This is a genomic window from Halostagnicola kamekurae (assembly GCF_900116205.1).
Lineage (GTDB): Archaea > Halobacteriota > Halobacteria > Halobacteriales > Natrialbaceae > Halostagnicola > Halostagnicola kamekurae.
Genome location: NZ_FOZS01000001.1, coordinates 127,433 through 145,391, shown reverse-complemented (window position 1 = coordinate 145,391; position 17,959 = coordinate 127,433). Strand labels below are relative to the sequence as shown.

The window sequence follows — 17,959 nt, the reverse complement described above, 5'->3', positions numbered from 1 at the left end:
GCGAACTGGACGCTCGAGCGTTCCAGTCCGCTCGCGGTTCGGTCGTTTTATCTTCGGCCCGCCCCTCTCGGCGTGTATGAGCGAGGCCGACGCCGAGACCGCGGAGTCGACGCCGGGACGGACCGAAGTCTGGATCGAGAAGTACCGTCCCGAAACCCTCGACGACATCAAGGGCCACGAAGACATCATCCCGCGGCTCTCTCAGTACGTCGAGCAGGACGACCTGCCGCACCTCATGCTTGGGGGCCCAGCCGGTACCGGGAAAACCACTGCCTCACAGGCCGTAGCGCGCGAAATATACGGAAGCGACTGGCGAGATAACTTCCTCGAACTGAATGCTTCCGATCAGCGCGGGATCGACGTCGTCCGCGACCGAATCAAGAACTTCGCCCGCTCGAGTTTCGGCGGCTACGACTACCGGATCATCTTCCTGGACGAGGCCGACGCGCTGACTTCCGACGCTCAGTCCGCGCTCCGCCGGACGATGGAGCAGTTCTCCCATAACACCCGATTTATCCTCTCGTGTAACTACTCGAGCCAGATCATCGACCCGATTCAGTCCCGCTGTGCGGTGTTTCGCTTCACCGAACTCTCCGAATCTGCGATCGAAGCGCAGGTTCGCGAAATCGCCGAAAACGAGGACATCGACGTGACCGACGACGGCGTCGACGCGCTGGTCTACGCGGCCGCGGGCGACATGCGAAAGGCGATCAACGGCCTGCAGGCCGCGGCGGTGATGGGCGACACCGTCGACGAGGAAAGCGTCTTCGCGATCACGGCGACGGCCCGCCCCGAGGAGGTCGAGCAGATGGTCGAGCAGGCCATCGACGGCGACTTCACCGCCGCTCGCTCGACGCTCGAGACGCTGCTGATGGACCGCGGTCTCGCGGGCGGCGACGTCATCGATCAGCTTCACCGCTCGGCCTGGGAGTTCGACCTCTCGGAGGACGCCACCGTGCGACTGCTCGAGCGACTCGGCGAGGTCGACTACCGCATCACGGAGGGTGCGAACGAGCGACTGCAACTCGAGGCGATGCTGGCGGCGCTGGCACTCGAGAACGAGGCCTGAGTCGGCGCCACTGGCGTCGAAAATGATCCGCGAGTCGGTGAGATCGAGCGACGCCGTGTGTTCGAAGCGTTTCGAACCGTTCGGCTAGTTTTTCTTTTCTCCCGACAAATAGGCGTGTATGGCTCGAACGCTCAGACGGCGGCGGAAGCCGAGATTCGGACGCTGGCGACCGACGGAACGGACTCGCTCGAGCGCGAGGTCGACTCGAGTGCCAGCGGAGGCGATCGTCGAACGATCGGCGAGAGCGCCGCCCACAACGGTGGTGATCCACGAATGAGTCTCCGCGAGCGCCTCGGAACCGGCTTTCAACTCGCCGGTGCCAGTGCGGCAGTGCTTCGAGCGAACCCCCGTCTCGCGGTTTATCCCCTCGTGGGCGGCCTCGCGACCGTCGCGTATCTCGCCACCGTCTTCGGCGGATTCGTCGCGATCGGCGGCTCGGAGTCGCTCGCGCTCGTGATCGGACTGCTGGTTGGTGCCTACGCCGGCTCGATGTTTCTCGTCTCCGTCAGCGTTGCCGCGCTCGTCTGGGCGAGCAGGGAAACGTTCGCCGGGCGGACGCCCTCGGCGACCGCCGCGTTCCGCGCCGCCGGCTCCCATCTCCGGGCGCTTTTGGTCTGGTCGATCCTGAGCGCGTTCGTCGGTATCGCGCTGCAGGCGCTCGAGGAATCGAGCGAGATCGTCGGCGTCATCCTCTCCGCGCTGCTTAGCACCGGATGGCTCGCGCTGACGTACTTCGTCATCCCGGTGGTCGTCCTCGAGGACGCCGGGCCGACTACGATGATACAGGAGAGCGGCCGGATAATCCGCGACACGTGGGGCGAAACCCTCGGATCGGAGTTCGGCGTCGGGTTCGTCACCGCTCTGTTGCTCGTTCCGGGACTGGTGCTCGGCGTCGCGTTGTACTTCCTCGTCCCCGGCGAATCCGCGCTTCTGGTCGCCGTCATCGGCGGCGGGCTGGTCGTCTGCGTCGGCATGCTCGTCGGCTACACGCTCGGTGCGATCGCGAAAACGGCGCTGTACGTCTTCGCTTGCACGGGAACGATGCCTGGGGAGTTCGACGAGTCCGCACTCGCCGATGACGCGGATCCCTCGTGACCGAACGACGCCGGCGATGGACTCCCGCGATCCGCTACAGCCAGTCGAAAAGAGGCTCTAACGGCGATAACACCGCTCGAATCGCGAGTACGACGGCCCCGAGTCCGAGCACCGAGGCGTACTCCCTGAACGCCGACTCGAGCGCTCGCCGGTCGTCCGACGTGCCGAAAAACAGCATGGTCGGTTCCGTCGCCGGGCCGTAGACGACCATCTCACGCCCCTTTTCGGAGTAGACCGTCTCATGGTGTTCGATCAGGTTCGCGTCGATCAGCTTCTCGAGATGGTAGCCGATCGTCTGGACCGACACCTCGAGTTCGTCGGCGAGCTCCGCCGCGGCCATCGGTTCGCGGTTCAGGGCTCGAAACGCGGACTGTGCGGTCTCAGACTGGAGGGCTCCGAGGACCTCGTCCGCGTGCTCGTCGTCGAGACAGACGACTTGCGGCGTCTCGCTTCGCTCGAACGTCGTATCTGAATCTCGTGAAAAGAGTCGACCCATGGATATCTTACCGGTCATATCGTCCGTTCAACCCAAAACGGCACTGGTAACGGAGACGCAGTTCGAAGTCATCGTCAGTCCGGTCCGTGACAGAGCCGTCGGGCTTGGGCTCTACCGATCCGCCTCGAGACTGCCGCCGCTCGAGGGTGTCGCAGTTCTATAACGTAGCTGAGTTGTACTGGCTGTCCCACGATTCTCCCGTCCCCGAAATCTGCCGCAGAGTCCACTCCCCGGGCGATTCCTCGCAGTTGGTGGTTCGATCCGCGTCGGTACAACCGACTCAAACTCCTGAAACAACGTGTTCGTCTTGCGATTATTTCCCGGATACCCGTTGCGGAACTGTTTTAGGCTCTCCAGAGCCAATCACACGTAGAATGAGCGAACTGGAGGAAGAATACCGCCTCGAGTACTTCGAGGAGGAGGGCTTCGAGCGAAAGACGTGCTCGGAGTGTGGCGCGCACTTCTGGACGCGCGATCACGAGCGGGAGACCTGCGGCGAACCCCCGTGTGCCGAGTACGACTTCATCGGGAGCCCCGGCTTCGAGCAGGAGTACAGCCTCGAGGAGATGCGGGAGGCCTTCCTCTCCTTTTTCGAGGACCACGACCACGAGCGCATCGACCCCTATCCAGTCGCGGCGAATCGCTGGCGCGACGACGTGTTGTTGACTCAGGCGTCGATCTACGACTTCCAGCCGCTGATCACGAGCGGCCAGACGCCGCCGCCGGCGAACCCGCTGACGATCTCCCAGCCCTGCATCCGGATGCAGGACATCGACAACGTCGGCAAGACGGGTCGCCACACGATGGCCTTCGAGATGATGGCCCACCACGCGTTCAACGCGCGCGAAGACATCGACGACCCCGAGCAGTACGCCTATCAGGGTGAGGTCTACTGGAAGGACCAGACGGTCCAGTACTGCGACGAACTGCTCGAGTCGCTTGGCGCGGACATCGAGGATGTCACCTACATCGAGGATCCCTGGGTCGGCGGCGGCAACGCCGGCCCCGCCATCGAAGTCATCTATCGCGGCCTCGAGCTGGCGACGCTGGTCTTCATGTGCATGGAGCAAGACCCCGACGGCGAGTACGAACTCAAAGACGGGAACCGCTACTCCTACATGGACACCTACGTCGTGGACACGGGCTACGGGTTAGAGCGCTGGACCTGGATGAGCCAGGGGACGTCGACGGTCTACCAGGCGATCTACCCCGAGATGATCGACTTCCTCACCGAGAACGCCGGCCTCGAGCACACCGAGCGCGAGGAGGAGATCATCGCCCGCGCCTCGCGGCTCTCGGGCCAACTCGACATCGACGACGTCGACGACGTGGAAGCCGCGCGAGACGAAATCGCCGACACGCTCGACATTCCGACCGACGAGCTTCGGGACCTGCTGGAACCGCTGGAGACGATCTACGCCATCGCGGACCACTGCCGGACGCTCGCGTACATGCTCGGCGACGGCATCGTCCCCTCGAACGTCGGTACGGGGTATCTCACCCGGATGGTACTTCGGCGCACCAAGCGACTCTGTGACACCGTCGGCGTCGACGCGCCGCTCGACGAACTCGTCGACATGCAGGCCGAGCGCCTCGAGTACGAGAACCGCGATACGATCCGCGACATCGTCCGAACGGAAGTCGAGAAGTATCGCGAAACGCTCGATCGCGGCGGCCGACGGGTCGAAACGCTCGCCGAGGAGTACGCGAAGAAGGGCGAACCGATCCCGACCGACGAACTGATCGAACTCTACGACTCCCACGGCATTCAGCCCGACATGGTCGAGGAGATCGCCGCGGAGGCCGGTGCCGAGGTCGACGTCCCGGACGACTTCTACAGCCTCGTCGCCGATCGACACGATACGGCAGAGGCCGGACTCGAGGCAGGTGGCGACGAGGATTCCCGCTTTTCGGATCTGCCCGAGACGGAGAAGCTCTACTACGACGACCAGCAGCGGACCCAGTTCGAAGCCGTCGTGCTCGACGTGTTCGAGCGCGAGAACGGGTACGACATCGTTCTCGATCAGACGATGTTCTACCCCGAAGGCGGCGGGCAGCCGGCCGATACGGGAACGATCTCGACGGACGACGCGACCGTCGAGATTCGGGACGTCCAGGTCGAGGACGGGGTCATCTTCCACCGGTCCGACGAGAAACTCGGGAAAGGCGAGTTCGTCAACGGCCAGATCGACGGCCCCCGACGCCGACAGCTCATGCGCCAGCACACGGCGACCCACATCGTCGTCCACGCCGCCAGACAGGTACTCGGCGAGCACATCCGACAGGCCGGCGCACAGAAGGGCGTCGACTCCTCCCGAATCGACGTTCGCCACTACGATCGAATCTCCCGCGAGGAGGTCAAACGAATCGAACACCTCGCGAACGAGATGGTGATGGACAACATCGCGGTGACCCAGGAGTGGCCCCACCGAAACGAGGCCGAGGCCGAACACGGCTTCGACCTCTATCAGGGCGGCATCCCGCCGGGGACGAACATTCGCTTGATCCAGGTCGGCGAGGACATCCAGGCCTGTGGTGGCACCCACGTCGCCAGAACCGGCGATATCGGCGCGATCAAGGTCCTCAACACCGAACGCGTCCAGGATGGCGTCGAGCGACTCGTCTTCGCCGCCGGCGAGGCGGCCATCGACTCGACCCAGGCGAAAGAAGACGCGCTCTACGAGGCCGCAGAGACCCTCGACGTGACGCCCCAGAACGTCCCCGAGACCGCGGCGCGGTTCTTCGAGGAGTGGAAAGCGCGCGGCAAACAGATCGAGGACCTCAAAGAACAGCTCGCCGCGGCCCGCGCCGGCGGCGGTGGTGGCGGCGAGGAGGTCGAAATCGGCGAAACGACCGCCGTCGTCCAGCGAATCGACGCGGACATGGACGAACTTCGGGCCACCGCGAACGCGCTCGTCGAGGACGGGTCGGTCGCCGTGCTGGGCTCGGGCCAGAGCGGTGCCCAGTTCGTCGTCGCCGTGCCCGACGACGTTCCCGTCAACGCCGGCGAGGTCGTCGGCGAACTCGCGAGCAAGGTCGGCGGCGGCGGCGGCGGCCCGCCGGATTTCGCACAGGGTGGCGGTCCGGACGAGGCGGCCCTCGAGGACGCTCTCGAGGACGCGCCCGACGTGCTCCGGCGCGTGTTGAACGCCTGATACGGTCCGTTCTCTTCTCGAGTGCGTCCTAGAAGGATACTCTACGGAACGATACCCGGGTACTTTACCCGCGTGGACGACGAGCACACAGTAGATGGATTCGGAGTACGGACTGATAGACGCCGATGCGGTCGACACTCCCGGCGACGAGTGGGAGGAGATCGACGTGTCGGACACCGAAGCCGACCGGATCGCTCGCAAGCGCGACCGGGAGTTCGAGCAGTTCGAGGCGCGCATCAAGGACGCCGACCAGTTCAAAGTCGAGCAGTCGGTGTTCGACGACGCGACGTTCGCGGCCCTGTACAAACTCGTCCAGGACGGCCACGTCGAGGCGTTCGGCGGCCCGCTCTCGACCGGCAAGGAGGCGAACGTCTACCACGCGCTGGGAGGCGACCGCGAGGTCGCCGTGAAAATCTATCGGATCAACTCCTCCGACTTCCGGCAGATGCGCTCGTATCTCGAGGGCGACCCGCGCTTCGAGGGGCTCGGCGGGAAGAAGAAGGACGTCGTCCTCGCGTGGGTCAAAAAGGAGTACGCGAACTTACAGCGGGCCAAGGCGGCGGGGGTGAACGTCCCCGATCCGATCGCGACCGAGCGCAACGTCCTCGTGATGGAATACATTGGGGACGAGGACGGACGCGCGAAGCGGCTAGGAGAAGTCTCGATCGAGAACCCCGAGACCGCCTACGAGGTAGTCCGCGAGTACATGCGACGACTCTACGCGGCCGGCCTGATCCACGGCGATCTGAGCGAGTACAACATCGTCTTCGACGAGGGGCAACTCGTCGTCATCGACCTCGGACAGGCGGTCACCGTCCACCACCCCAACAGCCGGACGTTCCTCGAGCGAGACTGTCAGAACGTCGCGAACTTCTTCTCCAGAGAGGGGTTCTCGGTCACCGGCGAGGAACTCCTCGAGTTCGTGACCGACCCCGAGCCCGACCCCTCGCGGAGTTCGTAGGGTTTCCTGCGGTGTGGCGGCGCGAATCTGGTTTTCAGGGGTCTACTTTTCGTCCGATCGTTCGCCTCGCCGAACTTCGTAGACGTAGCCGACGATACTCGAGAGTCCGAAACAGCCGACGAGAAACGGTCCCCAGTAGGTCCAGAACTCGTAGCGCGGGGCGATGGCGTTGCCGATCGCGGAGCCGATGACGTAGACGAGGTATCCCGGGAGCGCGAGCGGCGACAGCCACGACGATCGGAGCCACCCCAGCGCGAACGGCACCACGAGTACCACGTACGTCAGAAGCGTCGCGGGACTGGCGAGGACCTGCTTGAGCGACGGCCGGCGGCTCATCGGCCCCCCTCCGATTCGATCAGGCCGTGTACCTCGAGGACTTTCGCGGCTCCGAACCGGGTGTGGCGGATCATCGCCGCCTCGTCGAGGACGAACGAGGTCGACTCGAGGAGGTAACTCATCGCCCCGAGTTCGCGGTTCGCGGCCTGAAAGAGCAGCGGGCCGTTGATGTCGCTCAGGCTGGCGCGAAACCTGTGCAGCGGCGTGTACCAGGGGATCATGGCGTCGTTGAGCGCGCCCGCGACCGCCGGTCCGCAGGCGCCCGGTGAGTAAAACACCATCTGGCCGACGTACTGGTGGTGGAGTCCGGAGATGCCAAGCGACCGGTGGAGGTCACAGACCACGTCGGGGTCGTAGCGCTCGAGGGCGTCCCAGATGCCGCGGGCGAGTTCGGTCTGGGGGTCGTCTCCCAGCGGGAACTGACGATTCAGGTCGCCGCCGACCCCGTCTCGTTCCTCGTTTTCGATCGCGACGCGGTTCGTTTCGGGAATCACGACGAGCGTACCCGCATCCGGGTGCCACTCGACCATCTCGTGGGCGACCGCGATCCCGTTTCGCTCGTCGCCGTGGACGCCGCCGAAGACCATCGCCGTGGGCCCCGCTTCGGACGCGTCGATCTCGTACAGCGTGGTCTCGTGGTCCGTCCCATCGAGCAGCGATTCCGAGCGACGAGCGACCTCGCCGGAACCGCGGGGCCGTCGCGCCGTCGCGACTGGACCATCGTCGGAGGACGGTCTCGAGAGCGCGCCGGCGACGATTCCACCGACGGCGACACAGCCTGCGGCGAGCGCGTGTCGTCGCGTCATCGTTTGAGATCCCCACGTTCCCACTAATCCCTTTTTCTATCGACCGATGGAGTATGGAATAATTGACAGAACCGGCGGCTCCGAAATACTCTTTGCCGTTCCGGCGAAAGGATCGCTCATGCGAACCGCTCTCGGATGGCGTTGGCACGCGTCCTCGAGAGCGGACAGTCTCGTCGGTTCGGACGACGCGGCCTAACCCGTCGTTCGGATCGCACTCGCTCCCTTCGCTCTCTCGTTTCTCGCACGTCTCGAGCCGACAGCACTCACGCCGCGATACGTTCGATACCGAATGACGAATCCGACCGATCCGACCGACGACCGCACCGACTCACGACTATCCGAGACTGCCGCTGACGACTTCACCGTCACGCCCTACGCCGTCGAGGGCGATATCGACTACGAGAAGCTCACAGAGCGATTCGGGGCCGACCCGCTGACCGACGAGCAGATTGCCCGGTTTCCGGACCACCCGCTGGTCCGACGCCGGACGTTTTACGCCGCCCGAGACGTCGACCGGTACCTCGAGGCCGCCGAGTCGGGCGCGCCACACTCGATCGTCACCGGTCGGGGGCCCTCGGGGCCGATGCACCTCGGGCACGTCCTCCCGCTGTATCTCGCGAAGCGCTTCCAGCGGGAAACGGGGGCGACGGTCTATATCCCGCTTTCGGACGACGAGAAATTCCTCGCGAAAGACCAGTCCTTCGCGGACATCGGCGAGCGCACTCGCGATAATCTCAGGGACGTTCTCGCGGTCGGCTTCGATCCCGATCGGACTCGGATCGTCGTCGACACCGCCGACGCCGACGTGATCTATCCGATCGCGGTCCGACTCGCAAAGCACCTCACGCCGGCGACAGTCGAGGGAGTCTACGGCGAGCAAGAGACCGTCGGCCTGCAGTTCTACCCGGCAGTGCAGGCGACGCACCTCCTGTTGCCCCAGCTCGTCGCCGGACGCCAGCCGACGCTCGTGCCGATCGCCGTCGATCAGGATCCCCACGTTCGCGTCTGCCGAGACGTGGCTGCGAAGGAGGCATTACCGGTCGACAAACCGGGCGCGCTACTGGGCCGGTTCCTCCCGAGTCTCGAGGGCCCGGGGAAGATGAGTTCCTCCGGCGACGCGCCATCGATCGAGCTTACCGACGACCCAGATACGGTCGCCGAGACGATCCGCACGCACGCCTACACCGGCGGCCAGCCGACGCTCGAGCAACACCGCGAACGCGGCGGCGATCCGTCGGTCGACGTCCCGTTCCAGTACCTGCGATTCTTCTTCGAGCCCGACGACGACGAACTCGAGCGTCTCGCCGCCGATTACCGCGCGGGCGACCTGCTGAGCGGCGAGTTGAAAGCGATTGCGATCGATCGGATCACCGACTTCCTGGCCGACCACCAGCGCCGGCGTTCCGAACTGGGCTCGCTCGCGGACGAACTCGAGCCCTACGAGCTTTCGGCGAACGAGCGAGCGCGGGCGCTCGAATCGGCCGGGGTTCCGGGACTCTAGCGCGCTCGCCCGTCGGGTCCGACCGACGAGCCCGCAGCGCCGTCCGGATCACTCTGTGCCGCGCCGTCCCGAACCGATTTGTGCCTCGCCGTCCCGTGATGGCGTATGCACGTTGGGATCATCGCGGACACGCACGACAACGTTCCGGCGATCGAACGCGCGACGGAGATCTTCGCAGAGGAAGGCGTCGAAATCGTGGTCCACTGCGGCGACTTCGTCGCCCCGCTCGTTCCGCCGTACTTCTCGGAGTTCGAACTCCACGGCGTCCTCGGGAACAACGACGGCGACGCCGCCAATCTGCAGTCGGCGTTCGACGCTTTAGGCGGCGAGAGCGAACTCCACGGCCGGTTCGCGTCCCTCGAGTTCGATGGGCTCTCGATGGCCGTGCTTCACGGCGAGTCGCTCGAGGAGGTTCGCGCCGTCGCCGAGGGCGAGCGCTACGACTACGTCTGTTACGGCCACCACCACGCTCGAGAACACTCGGAGGAAGGCCGAACCACGGTACTCAACCCCGGCGCGCACTTTCCGCCGACGCCCGACGACGACCGGACGGTCGCAATCGTGGACACGCGCTCGGAGTCGGTTCGGTTCCGGTCGGTGCTCGAGTAGCGCGTCGAACCGCACGTGAAACTGCGACGTTTCCCGGTTTACTCGACTTGCTCGAGTACCGTCTCTCGAAGCTCACGGGGCGTTTCGACGATCGAATCTGCAGGCGAGAGGTCGAGCCCCGTGTGGGCGTCGATCCGGTAAGCGACGGTGTGCGTTCCGGCTCGAGCCGCCGATCGAACGCCGTTCTCGGAGTCCTCGACGGCGACGCAGTCGCCGGGCTCGCGGTTGACTTTCGTCGCCGCCTCCTCGAAGATGTAGGGGTGGGGTTTGCCCGGTCCCTCGATATCTTCGCCGCTGACGATCTCGTCGAACCGGCCCTCGAGATCGAAGCGATCGAAGACGATTTCGATCCAGTCGTGGGGCGAGGAGGTGACCAGCGCGACGGTGACGTCCCGGTCGTGTAGTTTCTCGAGGTGATCGTGAAAGCCCGGCAGCAGCGAGACGTGCTCGCTGTATATCTCGCGGGCCGTCTCGGCGAAGACCTCGACGAAGCGTTCGCGCGAAATCGCCGTCTCGTAGTTCGACTCGAGATACTCGTAGGTCTCCCGGTAGTTCATTCCCGATATCTCGGCGACGGGGACGGTCTCGTCGGGTACGGTCATCGGCAAAATGTGTTCGCGTTCGCGCTCGACCCAGTAGTCCTCAGAATCGATGATCACGCCGTCCATGTCGAAGAGCACTGCAGTCATTTGGAGTCGTCTCGAGGTTCGCCCGCCGAACGGATAGCCGTTATCCCGCGTCTCGCCCCGCTTTCGGCGTCCGCGTCGTCGCCGTTGCTGTCCGATTGGACCGCCTGCCTGTCGCTGAACGCCGCTCGAGGCATAACTATAACCACTTCTATGCCGAACATTCGTGATGGATCTGATATGGTGGCAGTTAGCAAATTACAGACCATGTACACCGACATGGTCACGGCCCGGTACTACGAGGAGCGCCTTCAGGAGGAGTATCTGGAGGGAAAACAGCCGGCGTTTGACATCTCCGCCGGACCGATTCCCGGAGAGCTACACCTCGCGGCGGGCCACGAGGCCTCCGCGGCGGGCGTCTGTCAACACCTGCGGGACGACGACACGGTTACGGCACCCCACCGGCCTCACCACATCGCCATCGCCAAAGGGGTCGATCTGAACCGGATGACCGCGGAGATCTTCGGCCGGGAGACGGGACTCAGCGAGGGAAAAGGCGGGCACATGCACCTGTTCGATCCCGAGGTCAACTTCGCGTGCAGCGGCATCATCGCACAGGGCTGTCCGCCCGCCGTGGGGGCCGGACTCGCCGCGAAAAAGCGCAACGAGGACAGCGTCGCGGTCGCGTTCCTCGGCGAGGGCGCGGTGAGTCAGGGCGGTTTCCTCGAGTCGCTGAACCTCGCTGCGGTCCAGAACTTGCCGGTCGTCTTCGTCATCGAGGACAACGACTGGGCGATCAGCATGCCCAAGGATCGCGTGACGGATCTCGAGGACGCCTCCCAACGTGCGGGCGGGTTCGACATGCCGGGGATGCGCGTCGACTCCGACGACGCGACCGCCGTCTACGACGCCGCCAAGGAGGCGGTCGGGCGCGCTCGAGACGGGAACGGGCCGACGCTGCTCGAGGTGCAGGTCCACCGGCGGATGGGCCACTTCATGGGCGACCCGGAGAGCTATCGACCGGACGAGGACGCGGAGGCCGCGAAACAGCGAGATTCGATCGAACGCCTCGCTTCGGAGCTTCGCGCGGCGGGCGTCGAGGACGATGCTCTCGAGGAACTTCGCGAGAACGCACGCGACCGGGTCGACGACGCGATCGAGTGGGCCAAAGAACAACCCCTGCCCGATCCAGAAGACGCATACAGCGATGTCTTCGTCGGGTCGGAATCCGGTGTGACGACGACTGAACCGACACACGAACTCGCCGGCGAGACTCGAGCGGGAGGTGAGGACTGATGGCGGGAGAGGAATCCGCGCAGACGGTCGACCGCAAACTGACGATGAGCCGGGCGATGGTCGAGGCCGTCGCCGACGAGATGCGCGCCGACGAGGAGGTGTTCTACATGGGCGAGGACGTGGCCGACTATGGCGGCATCTTCGACAGCACGCAGGGGCTGCTCGAGGATTTCGGCCACGATCGTATCATGGACGTTCCGATCAGCGAGACGGCATACATCGGTGCCGCGGTGGGGGCCGCTCAGGCGGGGATGCGGCCGATCGCGGAGCTCATGTTCGCCGATTTCTTCGGCGTCGGAATGGACCAGATCTACAACCAGATGGCCAAGAACACCTACATGAGCGGCGGGAGCGTCAACGTTCCGATGGTGCTGACGACGGCCGTCGGCGGGACGTACAACGACGCCGCCCAGCACTCCCAAACCCTCTACGGCACCTTCGCGCACCTGCCGGGAATGAAAGTCGTCGTGCCCTCGACGGCCTACGACGCGAAGGGACTGATGCACAACGCCATCCGGGACGACGATCCGGTCGTCTACATGTTCCACAAGCGGCTCATGGGAATCGGCTGGATGCCGGCCCCGGACGGCCCCAAGACGCCCGTTCCCGAGGAGGAGTACACCATTCCGTTCGGGAGTGCAGACGTCAAGCGCGAGGGCGAGGACGTCACCGTCGTCACCCTCGGCCTGCACGTCCATCGGGCGCTCGAGGCCGCCGACTCCCTCGTCGAGGACGGCATCGACGCCGAGATCGTCGATCTGCGGACGCTCGTTCCCCTCGACACGGAGACGGTGCTCGAGTCGGTCGCGAAGACCGGTAAACTGGTCGTCGTCGACGAGGACTATCGCTCCTACGGCGTCACGAGCGAGATTATCGCCCGCGTCGCGGAGGAAGAGCTGGCGTCGCTCGAGGCGGTCGAACGCCTCGCGGTGCCCGACGTGCCGCTTCCGTACTCGAGACCGCTCGAGAACGAAGTGATTCCGGCGACGGACGATATCGAAGAGACCGTTCGCTCGCTCAGTTCCTGATCATGTCGGGGACTGATCGCCTCGAGATCAACACGGCGGACGTCTGGCCGGAGGACGCGGACGAGGACGAGGGCGTCGTCACCAACTGGTTCACCAGCGAGGGAGCTCAGGTCGACGAGGGTGACACGCTCTGTGAGATTCAGGTCGAGAAGGTCAGCGTCGATGTCCCGGCACCCGTTTCGGGCACTGTCCGCGAAATCGTCTGCGACGAGGACGACGAGTTCGAGCGCGGCGACACGCTGGCGGTGCTCGAGCCAGCCTAAGCGATCCTGCTACTCGATTCATCATGTCACCACCCACCGAAAACGGCGACTCGAGCGACACCGAGGGCAGTACCAGCGGCTCACAGACCGATTCGTCGGGAACGGAGCGCACCGTCCTCGAGGAGCGCAAACTCACCGGCATGCGCCGAACGATCGCGAACCGACTGCAGGAGAGTTCCCAGAACGCGGCTCACGTGACGGCGACCCGTGAGGTCGACGCCGAAGAACTCTCGAGGGCCGCGACGCTCGCGAACGATGAGTTCGACGTGGACGTGTCGGTGCTCGACATCGTTCTGTGCGCGCTGTCGGAAACGCTCGCGGAACATCCCGGATTTAACGCGACGCTCGAGGACGGCCTCCACCGCATGTACGAGACCCAGAACGTCGGTATCGCGGTCGATATCGACGCGGGGTTAGTGACGCCCGTGCTCGCGGGTCTCGAGTCGAAGTCGCTCGAGAAAATAGCACTCGATCGGCGCGAACTGACCGCGTTGGTACAGACCGGCGACTACTCGATGTCCGACCTGCGGGGCGGGACGTTCACTGTGACGAACCTCGGCGTGCTGGGCGTCGATTCGTTTACGCCGATCATCAACCCGCCCGAGGTCGCGATCCTCGGCGTCAACCGCATCCGCGAACGCGCCCGGCCGGGCGACGACGGCGGCGTGGAGTTCCGCAAGCAGCTCGCGTTCGACCTGAGCTTCGACCACCGGGTCGTCGACGGCGCGGACGCGGCGCGATTCCTCGAGACGTTGTGTGCGCGTCTCGAGAATGCAAGAGCCTTCGTTTAGGCTGACGGCCCTGTAGTTTATATACGAACCCGCGGCCAGACCGCCCATGATCGACGACGCACTCCGCGTGCTCGCGGGCGACTGTACCGTAATCACCGACGGAACGTCTCGAGAGGAGTATCGCGGCCGCGTGACGACCCTCGTCAAGCCCGACAACACCGTCCTCGTCCACGATATCGACGGCTACCAGCCGGTCGCGTGGTTGACGCGGGCCGACAGCGTCTCGAGCGACCGCTCGGACGGCTTCACGCTCGTGGCGAAAAAGGACACCCAGACGCTTCGGATCGCGGCCCACGAACAGGACGCCTTCGCCCACTACCCCGCCTCGTCGGCGGGAACGCCGGTCGGCGACTGTCCCGATTGCGGCGGCGCGCTCGTGCGCTCGAGCGGCGTGAACTGCGTCGACTGTGGAACCCGCTACGGCCTTCCCTCGGACGCGACGATCCGCGAGGACGCCTGCGACTGCGGGCTTCCTCGGATGCGCGTCGAACGCGGGCTGGCGTTCAACGTCTGTCTCGACCGGCAGTGCGAGTCGCTCGACGACGCGGTCTCGGAGGCGTTCGACCGCGAGTGGGACTGTCCCGAACCCGACTGCGACGGTGACCTGCGAATTCTCAGACGCGGCGGGTTGCTCGCCGGCTGCGAGCACTACCCCGACTGCGACACCGGATTCAGGGTCCCGTCGGGGGTCGTCGACGGCGAGTGCGCCTGCGGGCTCCCGACGTTCAACACCCCCGGCGGCACGCGCTGTCTCGACGCCACCTGCGAGGGGGTGGTAGAGCACGCACCCAAAGCGACCAGCGGTGACTAGAGCCGGGTTCGCGACGCGCTCTCAATGCAGCCGTCGGATTTCCGGACCCACCCTCCCGGTCCGATCCACAGTCCCTTTGTGCCGGGCGGCACAACCGCGACCATGACACTCGAGGGTCGGTTCGACGAGGACGCGGGCGTCGTCCGGGTGGGCGCCGACGCGCGCCAGCGCTACCACGATTCGCGGGGCTACGGCTATCCGCTCGAGGGAAACGAAATCGCGCTCGCGCCCGTCGAGGCGGCGCACTTGCTCTATCGGGGCGACCTCGAGGCGGTGGTCGACGGCGGCGAGCGACTCGCCTTTCGGGATCTGCTCGCCCGCGAGCCCGGCACCGATTTCGGGGTTCGATTCCTCGTGTACGCCGACCTGCGCTCGAGGGGATTCTACCTCTCGCCCGCCGCGGAGCCGTGGGTGGCCGACCCGCCGGACTGTGACTTCGCGGTGTTTCCACGGGGCAAGGGCCCCGGCGACGGCGAAATCGCCTACGCCTTGCGGGTTATCGGCGAGCGAACCGACATTCCGGCGACGGCGCTCGAGGAGAGCGTCCTCGCGGTCGTCGACGAGGAGAGCGAGATCACGTACTTCGACGTGAACCCGAGGGAGCCGACTGGGGACTCCGCGAGAATCGATTCGGTCCGGGGAGTCGACGCTGACCTGCTCGCCGATCGGGTCGTCGTCTGGGAGCCGCCGGCGGCCCTCTACGAGACGGCCTTCTACGGCCAGCCGCTCGAGGGCCGGGAGTACGACCGGCCGACGCTGCAGTGTTCTCTGCTCGAGGCGGCTCACCTCGCCGAGCGGGGGATCCTCGGCCTCGAGCCGTCGGTCGTTCGCGAGCGGGGGCGAGCGGTCGAAGGCGAGCGGTTCGATCGGCGGCTTCGGGTCTACGAGACGCTGCGCGAGCGCGGCGTCGTCCCGAAGACGGGCTACAAGTTTGGAGCCGACTTTCGGACCTACGCCGAGGTGGACTCGATCGACGACTTGGGCCACTCCGAGTTGCTGATCCGGGTGCTCTCCGGGGATCACGTCTTCGAACCGCGAGACCTCGCGCTTGACGTTCGGCTCGCCCACGGCGTTCGGAAGACGATGGTGTTCGCGCTCGTAGACGGTGAGTCGGTCGAGTGGTGGTCGCTCGAGCGACTCACCCCCTGATTCAACGGTATTTTGTGATTACTTTCCGGCGTAGATGTCGGATTCAGGAACGCTGCTCACGCTGGCAACACTGATTTCCACACCCTCCCCAGCCGATTCGCTCAATCGCTCCGCGCTTTCGCTCATCCACTGGAAGACGCTTCGCGACTTCCAAGCCGTTCGGTCACCTCGTGACCGAAGACCTCGCACGACTTCAGATCGCGGTTCAAGCGAACCGCGATCGAGCGCGCGCCACTGCCGGATATCTGGCCGATCACGCCGAATCCGCCCCGAAGCCGAAGCCTTTTGCGCGCTGGCACGCCAACACGGTGATAATGACCGGAGACGAGCCACTCGAGGACTCGATGGAACTGAGAACGGATGGCGGTGAGCGATCCCGTGGATCGCGATCCTCGCCGGAACTCCGTTCCGACGGTGGAGCCGCAGGTGCAGACGACGTCGCGCTGGATCCGTGGGGTTCCTCGAGCGTCTCCGATTACCGGAACCTCTTCGAGGAGTTCGGCATCGAGGAGTTCGAGAAAATTCTCCCGGAGGTGCCGAACCCACACTATCTGTTGCGCCGGGGCGTCATCTTCGGCCATCGGGATTACCGGCCCGTCGCCGAGGCGATGCGCAACGACGAGCCGTTCGCGGCGCTTTCGGGGTTCATGCCGACCGGTGATCCCCACATCGGTCACAAGCTGGTTTTCGACGAGATCATCTGGCACCAACAGCAGGGGGGCGACGCCTACGGGCTCATCGCGGATCTCGAGGCCCACGCCGCTCGCGGGCTGACCTGGGACGAGATCGACGAGCACAGCCGGAACTACCTCCTTTCCTTGCTTGCGCTCGGGTTTGACCCCGAGGATGGCACCCTGTACCGCCAGTCGACCAACCGCGAGGTGCAGGATCTGGCGTTCGAACTCGGCGCGGAGGCGAACTTCTCGGAGTTCGAGGCGATCTACGGCTTCGACGGTGAAACCGACGTCTCGCACATGCAAAGCGTCGTGACCCAGATGGCCGACATCCTCTACCCCCAACTCGAGGAGCCAAAGCCGACCGTGATCCCCGTCGGTCCCGATCAGGACCCCCACGTCAGGCTGGCTCGAGACCTCGCCGAGCGGATGCGATTCTTCAAGGTCTCGAAGGCCTACGCGAGTTTCGAACTCGACGACGACGAACGCGAACTCGTCGCCGAGTATTACGACCGCCTCGAGCCCGCGGACTTCGACGATGACTCGCTTCGGTGCGTGCACGTCGCCGACGAACTGGAGCGGACGCCGCTCGAGGAACTCGAGGTTTCGCCCGACACCCTGGGTTCGGTCGTCTCGAAGCTCTCGGAAGCCGGCAAGGAGCCGGTTCGGCCGCGAACCCGGTTCTTCAACCGGCGGGCGACCGACGAGGCCTTCGAGGCGCTCATCGACGCCATCGACGGCGAGAAGCGTGTCTACGAGAACCACGTCGACGCGTTCGATCTCGACCTCGAGGCGGCCGAGTCGCTGGCGAAGACCGTCGAAGTCGAGAACGGCGGCTACGGATTCGTGGCGCCGTCGTCGATCTACCACCGGTTCATGACCGGTCTAACCGGCGGGAAGATGTCCTCGTCGATCGAGGCCTCCCACATCTCCCTGCTCGACGACCCACAGGAGGGATACGACAAGGTCAAGTCGGCGACGACCGGCGGCCGCGAGACGGCAGAGAAACAGCGCGAACTCGGCGGTCGGGCCGACGAGTGTCCGGTCTACGAGCTGTACGCCTACCTGCTCGCGGGCGACGACGACGAGTTCGCAAAGGAGGTATACGACGAGTGCGTCGGCGGCGAACGCCTCTGTGGCGGCTGCAAGGAACAGGCCGCCGAACTGATGCGGGACTTCCTCGCGGACCACCAGGAAAAGCGCGAGGAGGTCGAGGACCTGCTCGAGGAGGCGGACATCGAACTCGAGTCGCCGCGACGCGGGTAGGGTCTCGAGTCGCCGGAACGCAGGTTG

The 17,959-nt window shown here is 65.2% G+C and carries 18 protein-coding genes; 13 read left to right on the top strand and 5 right to left on the bottom strand.

The genetic code is table 11. From position 1 onward, the window contains the following. The first annotated feature begins 76 nt into the window (after window positions 1-76). Window positions 77-1,069 carry a replication factor C small subunit gene (locus tag BM348_RS00710; protein WP_092900607.1) on the top strand — a complete coding sequence of 331 codons (993 nt, stop codon included), beginning with the start codon at window positions 77-79 and terminating at the stop codon, window positions 1,067-1,069. 114 nt (window positions 1,070-1,183) lie between these two features. After that, window positions 1,184-2,164 carry a DUF6159 family protein gene (locus BM348_RS00705; RefSeq protein WP_139231119.1) on the top strand — a complete coding sequence of 327 codons (981 nt, stop codon included), beginning with the start codon at window positions 1,184-1,186 and terminating at the stop codon, window positions 2,162-2,164. A 34-nt stretch (window positions 2,165-2,198) separates the two neighbouring features. Here the strand turns inward: BM348_RS00705 and BM348_RS00700 are convergent, their stop codons facing one another. Continuing rightward, window positions 2,199-2,660: an ArsR/SmtB family transcription factor gene (locus BM348_RS00700; protein WP_092900601.1), complete on the bottom strand. Its 462-nt coding sequence runs from the start codon at window positions 2,658-2,660 to the stop codon at window positions 2,199-2,201. 374 nt (window positions 2,661-3,034) lie between these two features. On the opposite strand from BM348_RS00700, the gene alaS reads away from it, so the two are divergent. Continuing rightward, entirely contained in the window at window positions 3,035-5,815 is a 2,781-nt protein-coding gene (alaS, locus tag BM348_RS00695; protein WP_092900598.1) for an alanine--tRNA ligase, read from the top strand. 94 nt (window positions 5,816-5,909) lie between these two features. Next, window positions 5,910-6,776 (top strand): serine/threonine-protein kinase Rio1, encoded by an 867-nt coding sequence (gene rio1 / locus BM348_RS00690; protein WP_092900596.1) that lies wholly within the window; start codon window positions 5,910-5,912, stop codon window positions 6,774-6,776. 42 nt (window positions 6,777-6,818) lie between these two features. On the opposite strand, the gene BM348_RS00685 is transcribed toward rio1, so the two are convergent. Further along, entirely contained in the window at window positions 6,819-7,112 is a 294-nt protein-coding gene (locus BM348_RS00685; RefSeq protein WP_092900594.1) for a hypothetical protein, read from the bottom strand. Then, on the bottom strand, window positions 7,109-7,918 hold the full coding sequence (locus BM348_RS00680) for a succinylglutamate desuccinylase/aspartoacylase family protein (protein WP_092900592.1): 810 nt from the start codon (window positions 7,916-7,918) through the stop codon (window positions 7,109-7,111). The genes BM348_RS00685 and BM348_RS00680 overlap by 4 nt, the downstream gene beginning before the upstream one ends. A 289-nt stretch (window positions 7,919-8,207) precedes the next feature. Here BM348_RS00680 and BM348_RS00675 point away from each other — a divergent pair, with 289 nt between their 5' ends. Together BM348_RS00675 and BM348_RS00670 are read left to right on the top strand one after the other, a co-directional pair. Further along, window positions 8,208-9,419 (top strand): tryptophan--tRNA ligase, encoded by a 1,212-nt coding sequence (locus tag BM348_RS00675; RefSeq protein ID WP_092900590.1) that lies wholly within the window; start codon window positions 8,208-8,210, stop codon window positions 9,417-9,419. 105 nt (window positions 9,420-9,524) lie between these two features. Then, window positions 9,525-10,028: a metallophosphoesterase family protein gene (locus BM348_RS00670; protein WP_092900587.1), complete on the top strand. Its 504-nt coding sequence runs from the start codon at window positions 9,525-9,527 to the stop codon at window positions 10,026-10,028. 38 nt (window positions 10,029-10,066) lie between these two features. Here the strand turns inward: BM348_RS00670 and BM348_RS00665 are convergent, their stop codons facing one another. Together BM348_RS00665 and BM348_RS21020 are read right to left on the bottom strand one after the other, a co-directional pair. Continuing rightward, window positions 10,067-10,717, bottom strand: a complete 651-nt coding sequence (locus BM348_RS00665; RefSeq protein WP_092900585.1) for an HAD family hydrolase — start codon at window positions 10,715-10,717, stop codon at window positions 10,067-10,069. Continuing rightward, a complete protein-coding gene (locus BM348_RS21020) occupies window positions 10,714-10,851 on the bottom strand; it encodes a hypothetical protein (RefSeq protein WP_175507071.1) in 138 nt (45 codons plus the stop codon). The genes BM348_RS00665 and BM348_RS21020 overlap by 4 nt, the downstream gene beginning before the upstream one ends. A gap of 43 nt (window positions 10,852-10,894) precedes the next feature. Here BM348_RS21020 and BM348_RS00660 point away from each other — a divergent pair, with 43 nt between their 5' ends. The 7 genes from BM348_RS00660 (at window position 10,895) to BM348_RS00630 (ending at window position 17,932) form a co-directional block, all read left to right on the top strand. Then, on the top strand, window positions 10,895-11,950 hold the full coding sequence (locus BM348_RS00660) for a thiamine pyrophosphate-dependent dehydrogenase E1 component subunit alpha (RefSeq protein ID WP_394328080.1): 1,056 nt from the start codon (window positions 10,895-10,897) through the stop codon (window positions 11,948-11,950). Further along, window positions 11,950-12,978: an alpha-ketoacid dehydrogenase subunit beta gene (locus BM348_RS00655; protein WP_092900581.1), complete on the top strand. Its 1,029-nt coding sequence runs from the start codon at window positions 11,950-11,952 to the stop codon at window positions 12,976-12,978. The genes BM348_RS00660 and BM348_RS00655 overlap by 1 nt, the downstream gene beginning before the upstream one ends. Before the next feature lie 2 nt (window positions 12,979-12,980). After that, window positions 12,981-13,241: a lipoyl domain-containing protein gene (locus BM348_RS00650; protein WP_092900579.1), complete on the top strand. Its 261-nt coding sequence runs from the start codon at window positions 12,981-12,983 to the stop codon at window positions 13,239-13,241. Window positions 13,242-13,264: 23 nt separating this feature from the next. Continuing rightward, window positions 13,265-14,032 (top strand): 2-oxo acid dehydrogenase subunit E2, encoded by a 768-nt coding sequence (locus BM348_RS00645; protein WP_092900577.1) that lies wholly within the window; start codon window positions 13,265-13,267, stop codon window positions 14,030-14,032. Window positions 14,033-14,078: 46 nt separating this feature from the next. Continuing rightward, on the top strand, window positions 14,079-14,843 hold the full coding sequence (locus BM348_RS00640) for an endonuclease NucS domain-containing protein (RefSeq protein ID WP_092900574.1): 765 nt from the start codon (window positions 14,079-14,081) through the stop codon (window positions 14,841-14,843). A gap of 102 nt (window positions 14,844-14,945) precedes the next feature. Then, window positions 14,946-15,992, top strand: a complete 1,047-nt coding sequence (endA, locus tag BM348_RS00635; RefSeq protein WP_092900571.1) for a tRNA-intron lyase — start codon at window positions 14,946-14,948, stop codon at window positions 15,990-15,992. A 314-nt stretch (window positions 15,993-16,306) separates the two neighbouring features. Next, window positions 16,307-17,932 (top strand): tryptophan--tRNA ligase, encoded by a 1,626-nt coding sequence (locus tag BM348_RS00630; protein WP_092903505.1) that lies wholly within the window; start codon window positions 16,307-16,309, stop codon window positions 17,930-17,932. Window positions 17,933-17,959 lie beyond the last annotated feature (27 nt).